The 5,982-nt window shown below is 32.8% G+C and carries 9 protein-coding genes; all 9 read right to left on the bottom strand.

Going from position 1 to position 5,982, the window contains the following annotated elements:
* Positions 1–84: 84 nt before the first annotated feature.
* Complete coding sequence (locus tag DWX91_RS16830) at positions 85–249, bottom strand: hypothetical protein (RefSeq protein ID WP_182435112.1); 165 nt, start codon at positions 247–249, stop codon at positions 85–87.
* Position 250: 1 nt separating this feature from the next.
* Positions 251–475 carry a hypothetical protein gene (locus DWX91_RS15655; protein ID WP_118539666.1) on the bottom strand — a complete coding sequence of 75 codons (225 nt, stop codon included), beginning with the start codon at positions 473–475 and terminating at the stop codon, positions 251–253.
* A gap of 14 nt (positions 476–489) precedes the next feature.
* A complete protein-coding gene (locus DWX91_RS15660; protein WP_118539668.1) occupies positions 490–1,065 on the bottom strand; it encodes a DUF6273 domain-containing protein in 576 nt (191 codons plus the stop codon).
* 15 nt (positions 1,066–1,080) lie between these two features.
* Positions 1,081–1,638, bottom strand: a complete 558-nt coding sequence (locus tag DWX91_RS15665; protein WP_118539670.1) for a hypothetical protein — start codon at positions 1,636–1,638, stop codon at positions 1,081–1,083.
* A complete protein-coding gene (locus DWX91_RS15670) occupies positions 1,635–3,155 on the bottom strand; it encodes a hypothetical protein (RefSeq protein ID WP_118539672.1) in 1,521 nt (506 codons plus the stop codon). Before DWX91_RS15670 ends, DWX91_RS15665 begins: the two co-directional genes overlap by 4 nt.
* A gap of 22 nt (positions 3,156–3,177) precedes the next feature.
* Positions 3,178–3,855: a hypothetical protein gene (locus tag DWX91_RS15675; protein ID WP_118539674.1), complete on the bottom strand. Its 678-nt coding sequence runs from the start codon at positions 3,853–3,855 to the stop codon at positions 3,178–3,180.
* Between the two features lie 171 nt (positions 3,856–4,026).
* The gene (locus tag DWX91_RS15680) at positions 4,027–4,710 is read right to left on the bottom strand and encodes a hypothetical protein (RefSeq protein ID WP_118539676.1); all 684 of its coding nucleotides are present in this window, start codon (positions 4,708–4,710) and stop codon (positions 4,027–4,029) included.
* Positions 4,711–5,097: 387 nt separating this feature from the next.
* Complete coding sequence (locus DWX91_RS15685; RefSeq protein ID WP_118539678.1) at positions 5,098–5,400, bottom strand: hypothetical protein; 303 nt, start codon at positions 5,398–5,400, stop codon at positions 5,098–5,100.
* A 3-nt stretch (positions 5,401–5,403) separates the two neighbouring features.
* Positions 5,404–5,769, bottom strand: a complete 366-nt coding sequence (locus tag DWX91_RS15690) for a type II toxin-antitoxin system PemK/MazF family toxin (RefSeq protein ID WP_118539680.1) — start codon at positions 5,767–5,769, stop codon at positions 5,404–5,406.
* Between the last annotated feature and the right edge of the window lie 213 nt (positions 5,770–5,982).

The raw sequence follows: 5,982 nt of genomic DNA on the forward strand, positions 1-5,982 counted from the left end.
CATTATTGCACTTTTATATATTATTTGTATAATATTATACATTGCTTTGTATAATATTATACATTGCTAATAATTTAAAAAATTTTACAACTTATCAAATTCCGATTTTAATTTTTCAATTGTATCGCTCTGCCACATTTTAAAACTTTCCATTGTATTCATTGATAATCCCATTGGTACATCAATTTCTTCAATCCACTTAATATCTTCCATAATTTCTTTTGCTCGGTCAAAATTCTCTTTTGTCATATCATTCATCCTCAGAATCTTTATCATGAATACCACAATCACACGCAATCGCAAATCCTATTGTTACAGCCATTGCTCCAGTAGCTACAATGAAACCATACCACCACATTTCATTGTTGATCCCGTATAACTGATATAATCCAAATATTAATAAATAAAAACCTATAAACCTTAATAATTTACCTATAACATCTAATTTGCTAACTTTAATATCTATCTTTTTCATTTACATATTTTCCCTTAAATGATATTCTTGATTTTGAAAACTAGGCGAACGCCATCAGAGAAAGAAGCGCTGCAAAGGTTCACAAAACCGTTGTCGCCGACACAGGAGAAGTAAATAGCGGATTCTCTGACCTTGTTCATCAGCCAGTACCACTGTAAGTTCTCATTCTTGCTGCCATCGAACGCCATACGGTTTCTGCGTTTCTTCATAGGCTTCCACTGCTTCACATACGGGCTTTCATACTCACCGTAGTAGTTCTCTCCGAAAATCTCTTTCTCAGTCGGCAGACGGAGCAAGTCACCGTTTTCAAATGGAGCCATCATAGCCTTGAGTTCTGCCGGGAAGAGATTCAGAATCTCACCATTTAGCTTCTTACGCAGGTCACTCTCTTCGTAACCTCCTTCATTGGTACGGATGCTGTTCATCAGGTACTCACCAGGCAGGTAATCAACCAGGCAGAAAATCATGCCATCCTCTTCCTGCTTTACCACCATAGCCTGTGTCTTTTTGTCATCGGTGAGTCTGAATTTGATTTTGTCCCCGACTTTAAAAGTATCTGTTTCGATTTTTATCGTTCTATTTACCTTCATTGTGTTTTTCTCCTATTAACCACGTACTAATATATCGTTTAACATTAACATTGATTGATATTCCAGTATTTCTTTTTTAGAATAAATACATGTATCATAAATCTTGCAAATTTTTCCATCTCTAGGCGGGATATCCAATACTTTGATGTCTTTCACTTCAATAAGTGGACTACTACCATCTAAACCACTACATCGAACCACATCTCCCACCTTAATTTTGTCTCTAAAATCATTCCAAAAATTAGCTTTAGGAACCCTCCATATATACACTTTGTCATTATATCCAACCAAATGAGTTCCATAAATGTACATAGTATTTTTAGTATTTTCACATAATTTATTCATATCTTTAATCACAAAAACCTCATCAAAGCCGCATTCTTTCATAAGAAGATACGAGATATAACCATCAAATAAAACAAGATTTTTGTCAACGACTGGAAGTTTTTTAAAGGCTTTATACTCTTCATATGTATCTCTATATTCATCAATCTTATCTTTCTTTGGAGTAGAACTCAAAAAACTCTTCTGAATTTTAATATCAGCTAATTTTACTTTTGTGTACAATTTCATGCTGCATTCTTTCCCTTCTGAGTAAATTCTTCAAAATCTTTCTTCATAGATTCATAATTCTGTTTCTGATCAAACAGGTAAGAATCCTTTCTCTTAAAGAAATCAACAAACCATTCATCCAGAGACACATCATTCTGATAAGAATATGCCACCATAGCAAGAAGAGATTTTCTATTTTCCTTATCCAGAAGCAGCGTATTATTATCTACATCCAGACTATACACATCTAAATCTTCTTCGTATGCCTTTAAATCTTCCTCGGTAATATCTGGTGAAATATTTTCTTTTAAGAATCCCAGAACATCATTATCAACAGTATCCTCTTCCTCTACATTAATATTCTCTTCTTTGTCTGTTACAACATCATTACTTTCAGTTTCCGTTACATCGTCCTTTTCTACTGTGTAATCACCAGTGTCAATATGTAAATAATCTAATAATAAATATGTAAGATGCTCTACCTTCTTCTGAATGATTCCAGTGTCTTTTGTATGTTTATCTGCATCCAATTCATTCCATGTGATTCCATCAACTTCTTTGTTCATCATATCTTTAACAAACACATTTAAGAACTCCCCGAACTTCTCATCTGAAATATGAAGTTTTGTAAAGTTATCAAATACCTTCATCCATACAAGTATATCTTTTGTTGTGAATAAATCAGAGACTTTTTTATTCTCAAGTTTGTCAGAATATAACGCAAGTCGATTAAAGTAATCTTCGATCCTAAGATACTCATTTTTAGTTGCATTTGTATTCAGGTAATCGCACATTTTCTTCGGATCTTTCTTCCAATTTTCAAAGTGATTAACTGCCATTACACATTCAGAAATAACACGTTCCCAAATTCCTTTTTTCTTATCTGATTCTGTTAATGCTGTTCCATCTTTCAGGAAGTCGCTATCTTCTTTAATGCGTTTTACCTCTTCAGCGAAATTCCCAAGATATGTAAGAGACTTCTGAGATACGTTCATTCCACTCTGAATATTATAAATACCTACTAAATCTGTGGTTTCACTCGGTTTAGTATTCTGATAGATAGTTAATCCTAATGGACACTTATAAAAACTTTCTTTTAATTCATCTGGAAGATCATCATAAGTTTTACCACGTAAATCATACTCTACTTCTTCCCAAACAATTTCACCATCATCGTCTCTGACAACATTTCCATTTTCATCTGTCTTACGTTTATCGTATACAATAATAGGTTCTCTAATTGTCTTTGTGATTCTATACCCCTCATACATAAACTTACCCAATGCAACGGTTCTCTGTCCACCATCAACAGCATACGATTTAATAATCTTATCATCTTCATTTTCATCGGCAAGGATGATATTAGGGATATAGATTTCGTTTGATACTACACTATAAACCAGATTATTAATAAACTCATTGTTAGAACAGAATGCTCTCTGTACAGCCTGATCGATTCTAATTTTCTCATTGTGTACATCAGACAGGTACATTCCAACACAAGTGTTTTCAATAATATATTTTCTCTTTTTTCTCATAATATCATCCTCCTGATTAAATTCATTTTCTTAATTTACTTATGTATCTTATATTTTCATTCGAATAAATGGCTTTGATACTATCCCTATAGAGCTTATTATCGATATGTAACTCAGCTTTAATCTCATCTTCGCTCTTATCATCTGCCAAAGCTTGTAAGATTTTACGCTGTACTTTTGATAATCGTTTAAGATATTTTTCCATTTCTGGAGAAAATTCTTCTTCAATAAATTGTTCTTCAAAAAGTGGTTTCTTTTGAGCAATTACATCTAAATAATCAATACATTCTTGTGGTAATGCTTCCAAAGATATATCTGGAACATAAACTGTAATTTTCTTTCCATCTTTTTCTTTTATATATGTGTTACTTCTGCATTGCCTATTTCTATCACGTACATACGTAGTAAAAATTCTTCTTTTAGTCAAGCTCCAAATGAATGTATAAAAACTTGCATTATTTGCGTTGTTAGGATCATATTTTTTTACGTTATCAAGAATTAAAGTCATTCCTAAGTCATAAATATCATGCTTGTCTTTATCAGTACATCCACCAATTTTGTCAATGATCGGATCAAGTAACCATTTCAGCTTTTTCATATCATTTCCACAATACTCATAAATATAATTCATCTGTTCTGGTGTATAATCTGTTCTTTTTTCATCTGCAAGAATTTTTAATACTGGTTTTTTCGATTCCATTTTGTTTTCTCTCCAATACATCAATCTTTGTCTCTCATATAAATATTCTCCACATAACTCATTTGAACATTAGTATGTTTACTTTCCATATGACACCGTGGACAACGCCAATATTCTTCCTGTTTGCCTCTATTAAAAGAAATTACTCGATGCATTGGTACATTACATTTTTTACAAGTCACTACTACCACCTCCAAGTGTATCCAGAGCGACCTGATAGTATTTTGTCCTACCTTTGTACTCTGTAAATTTTGCTTTACTCAGTTCATACTTTAATTTTTCCAAAGTAAACTGATTATCAATGGCTTGCTGCATTACCTCTACATATCTAATCACCTGTTTAATCTTTTCATGTTTATCCCGGATCTCAGCTAAAAGATAACCAATTTTCGCCATCTTATGAGCCTGTGGTTTCTTCCCACCAGAAGTATGATTATAAGTTTGTAAAGCGTGTTCTATATCAGATACAGCACTATCACAACGTCCTAATTCGATTCCAAGTAAATTTCTGTATGTATGGAGCTGTGTTTTATCCCAAGCTGCCAGTTCCAGAATTGAAAATGCCTCATTATTAATATCATCAAGTATTTTCATGTCAAATTCCGAAGAATCATTATATGTATTTGCCTTTCCTCGATAATTAACGGATTTTTCAACTGTATCCCCCTCTTCATCTGTTCCAATTAGATGATACTGTTTCATCCAAGCCCACTTCTTACGATTACTCTGAATTAATGCTCTCGCTTGTTTATAAGAAAACTCTTTCGCGTGAACTGGTGACGTTGTAGAAAGATACTCTCCTATCTTCATCGGATTCTCCATGACATAATTTTTGCCATCCGATAAAATATACATTTCATCCACTTCCTTCCTAAAATTGAGGTGCAAAAAACCTAAGTAAATCAATATTTTTTTGATTTACCTCAATTTAATATTCTCTTATTAAGTTGAAAAAATTTCATTGGAAAATTTTGGTAGAAAAACCAATGCGCTTACTTGACAAATAAAAATAAAATATGTAAAATCTAAATAAGCGGTATATTCTACCGTGGTGCAAATTATGAGTGTAGATTAGGCAGACAGAGGTGCTGGTAACACCGGTTGAATGTCGCTAATCTACACTTCTTTTTATAAATAACCAGCCAGAAAACCCATTACCTTCAGGTGGTGGGTAGTTCACTTATGTCATTATGATAGAACACTTGTTCGTATTTGTCAATATATTTTCGAACATTTGTTCCATTATTTCCCTTTTAAGACTTTTGGCATCAATAATGTATTCAATGTCCCTATACTCTTGATATTAAAAATATCCTGTTTTGCTGAATGAATATCTACTTGAGACAAGAACCTATTCCCAGAATAAATCATTGTCTTAGCCCGGTCAGCTATAAGCATCACATCATCTTTGCTCATTACTTTCTCTCCAATCGGAATAATAGTCATTCCTAGCTGCGTTTCAATAACCTTAAATTCCTTATCATCAGGATAAAGATCCAAGAGATTTTTCAGTTCATTTTTTGTGATTACCTTATATTTATCCATATATTATGCCCTCACCTTCAAATTCCTTGGAACGTTTGAAAAATACGCATCCAGTACAAGTTTACATTCATAATCATTAAGGGTTCCAAGTTTAGATATAATATCAGTTTTAGAAATAACCTGTACCTGTTCTCCTAAGATCATCGAATCCTCTATTAAGCCATTTTCTTTTGTACAACGCAGGAGTTTATGACATGGCATATTCAGCTTTTTAATTGCTGATGTAATAGGAACGACAATGGAGGTTGGAGAAAATTTATTACCTATATCATTCTGGATTACAACCGCTGGACGTTTTCCTTTTTGTACAGATCCGATACTATTCTCTCCAAAATCAACCCATACAACATCCCCAAACCTAATTTCCATTCTGTCTTCCCCCTTTCTTCTTATTATGTAATCTCCTGCGTTTTTCGCTCAACTTATTAGTTGAATATTTAACTTATGAGTTGATTATACAACCAATAAGTTGAAAAGTCAACTAATAAGTTGAATAATGTTGCACAAAAAATCAACCTTTTTAGTTGAATATTTATTATATAAGTTGTATAATGGAATCATAAGTTGAAAATACAACTAATA

It is taken from the genome of Clostridium sp. AF22-10 (assembly GCF_003478725.1).
Lineage (GTDB): Bacteria > Bacillota > Clostridia > Lachnospirales > Lachnospiraceae > Otoolea > Otoolea fessa.

Bases quoted from the DNA above. Each gene is read 5' to 3' on its own strand.
- DWX91_RS15655 (WP_118539666.1), bottom strand. From the start codon at position 475: ATGAAAAAGATAGATATTAAAGTTAGCAAATTAGATGTTATAGGTAAA.
- DWX91_RS15675 (WP_118539674.1), bottom strand. From the start codon at position 3,855: ATGGAATCGAAAAAACCAGTATTAAAAATTCTTGCAGATGAAAAAAGA.
- DWX91_RS16830 (WP_182435112.1), bottom strand. From the start codon at position 249: ATGACAAAAGAGAATTTTGACCGAGCAAAAGAAATTATGGAAGATATT.
- DWX91_RS15670 (WP_118539672.1), bottom strand. From the start codon at position 3,155: ATGAGAAAAAAGAGAAAATATATTATTGAAAACACTTGTGTTGGAATG.
- DWX91_RS15690 (WP_118539680.1), bottom strand. From the start codon at position 5,769: ATGGAAATTAGGTTTGGGGATGTTGTATGGGTTGATTTTGGAGAGAAT.
- DWX91_RS15660 (WP_118539668.1), bottom strand. From the start codon at position 1,065: ATGAAGGTAAATAGAACGATAAAAATCGAAACAGATACTTTTAAAGTC.
- DWX91_RS15665 (WP_118539670.1), bottom strand. From the start codon at position 1,638: ATGAAATTGTACACAAAAGTAAAATTAGCTGATATTAAAATTCAGAAG.
- DWX91_RS15680 (WP_118539676.1), bottom strand. From the start codon at position 4,710: ATGTATATTTTATCGGATGGCAAAAATTATGTCATGGAGAATCCGATG.
- DWX91_RS15685 (WP_118539678.1), bottom strand. From the start codon at position 5,400: ATGGATAAATATAAGGTAATCACAAAAAATGAACTGAAAAATCTCTTG.